At 41.5% G+C, this 1,865-nt stretch carries 4 protein-coding genes; all 4 read right to left on the bottom strand.

What is annotated here, in order from left to right:
• Positions 1–235: hypothetical protein (locus WBM49_RS13140; protein ID WP_424372507.1), on the bottom strand; the 235-nt coding region annotated here is incomplete at its 3' end.
• A 50-nt stretch (positions 236–285) separates the two neighbouring features.
• On the bottom strand, positions 286–714 hold the full coding sequence (locus WBM49_RS13135; RefSeq protein WP_424372506.1) for a hypothetical protein: 429 nt from the start codon (positions 712–714) through the stop codon (positions 286–288).
• Positions 715–771: 57 nt separating this feature from the next.
• Positions 772–930, bottom strand: a complete 159-nt coding sequence (locus WBM49_RS13130) for a hypothetical protein (protein WP_424372505.1) — start codon at positions 928–930, stop codon at positions 772–774.
• Positions 931–1,084: 154 nt separating this feature from the next.
• Positions 1,085–1,865: response regulator transcription factor (locus WBM49_RS13125; RefSeq protein ID WP_424372504.1), on the bottom strand; the 781-nt coding region annotated here is incomplete at its 5' end.

The following is a 1,865-nucleotide window of genomic DNA, read 5'->3' as shown; positions in this document are numbered from 1 at the left end:
AGGTATAATATGGTGCTGGTTTTGCCACTTCTTTCTTAAAGAGCTTTCCCTGGTTGTTAAAGGTAGAATCGAAGGCTTTTTCCGTTTCTTTTGCTGCTTTTTCCTCCACTTTGCGTTCAATGGTACTTTCGGCGGCCTCTTCGGCTCTTTTTTTTATTTTTTTCAGGAACTGGGCATGGGTGGTGGCACTGAAGCAAATAGCCAGGACCAGGGTGAGTGTTTGTAGTGTTTTCATGATCATTGTAGTTATGGTGTTTCGGTTTGTAATGGTGTAATTGATGGCTGTTATTTCTTATTGGATGCGGCCTTTGCCATGGCGTCGCTCAGTTTTTCATTGAACAGTAGTTTCAGTGAATCCTTTTTTTTAGGATCCAGGCTTAGTTCATAGAGCTTGTACTGATCCAGAAGGTTTTTCTTGACATCGGGCGGGAAGTTTGCCTGCTCCACCAGATCTAAATAATTGTTGACTTTACTAAATGCCCTTCCTTCTTCCGTATCCACATTTCCAAATACTTTATTCAATAGTTTGGCTTGCTCGTCCAGGATGTTCATTTGTTTCGTGCTATCTTCCTTAATAGCTACTTTTTCTTCTCGGGTAACCATTCCTTCTTCGGGAACGAGTGCCTCATTGTTTTTTTTCTCATTCGTATCCCCACAGCTGGAAAGGAAAAGGCCCATGGAAAATGCTGTAATGGTCAATTTTAAGGTGTTCATGCTATCTGGTTTTAGTGCTGTTTATTTATTAATGCTGATCTTCTAAAAAGGTTAACATCATGCTGGTTTTTGGAAAGTGATTTCTTTGATCACTTTGTTTTTGTACATTATTTTCAGCAGATAACTGCCATCTTTTAAATGGTTGATGTTCAGGTAAATCTGGTTTTCGTGGATATGATCTAGTGTGCCCTCCAGAAGGCTCTTTTCTTTCTTCATTGCAATGGTACTTTGGAGACTAGGTTCATACACCAACACCCTGAAACGAAAGTATGGCCCTTGTTTTCAAAGGGCTATGACTATTGTAACAAGAACTATGACATATGTAACAGGTGCACAAAAAGGCCTGTTTAAAGGAAGAAAAACGAGCTAATTATTGATTTACAAACTGGGAAGGGGTGCAGTTATAGGCTTCTTTAAAGCATTTGGCGAAATAGGCCGGATCATTGAAGCCAACCCTGTAACCAACCTCGGAGATATTAATATCGGACTTCTTAAGGATGCTGGCGGCAAGTTTCAATCGTTGTGAACGTACAAATTCTGAGGCCGATAGCCCTGTAAGTGCCTTTAGTTTTCTATGGAGCTGCATGCGGCTCATATGTACGGCCTCGCTGAAGGCATCGATAGTGAAGGAAGATTCCACTAAATTCTGGTCCAGGACCTTCTGTACTTTTTCTAAAAATTGTTCGTCTACCGAGCTAATGGCAATGTCCTTGGGTTTCAGAATAACCTCCTGGCTGTACCTGGATCTTAATTTTTTCCGCAGGGCGATCAGGTTCTCTACCTTGGAGACGAGTATTTTCTGGTTAAAGGGCTTGGTCATATAATCATCTGCACCCACATCAATGCCAATAAGCTTATTTTCATCGCCGGCCTTGGCCGTTAAAAGCACAATAGGGATATGACTAGTGCGCTCATCTTTTTTTAACGTTTTGGTGAGTTCAACCCCATCCTTTATGGGCATCATTACATCCGAAACGATAATATCCGGGACCATTTCCAAGGCTGTATTAATCCCTTCCTCCCCATTATTGGCAGTAAGGACCTTATACTCGTTTTTAAATGTATCCGTCAATAGTGTAATGAGGTCCGTATTATCCTCCACCAGGAGAAGGATGGGCAAAGTATCATCATGTACTTCCTCTGTATGCGGG

Origin of the sequence: Muriicola sp., assembly GCF_049669965.1 — a bacterium.
Classification (GTDB): Bacteria; Bacteroidota; Bacteroidia; order Flavobacteriales; family Flavobacteriaceae; genus Muriicola.
Note: the sequence above shows the minus strand (reverse complement) of the source record. Positions and strands in the feature narration are given on the sequence as shown.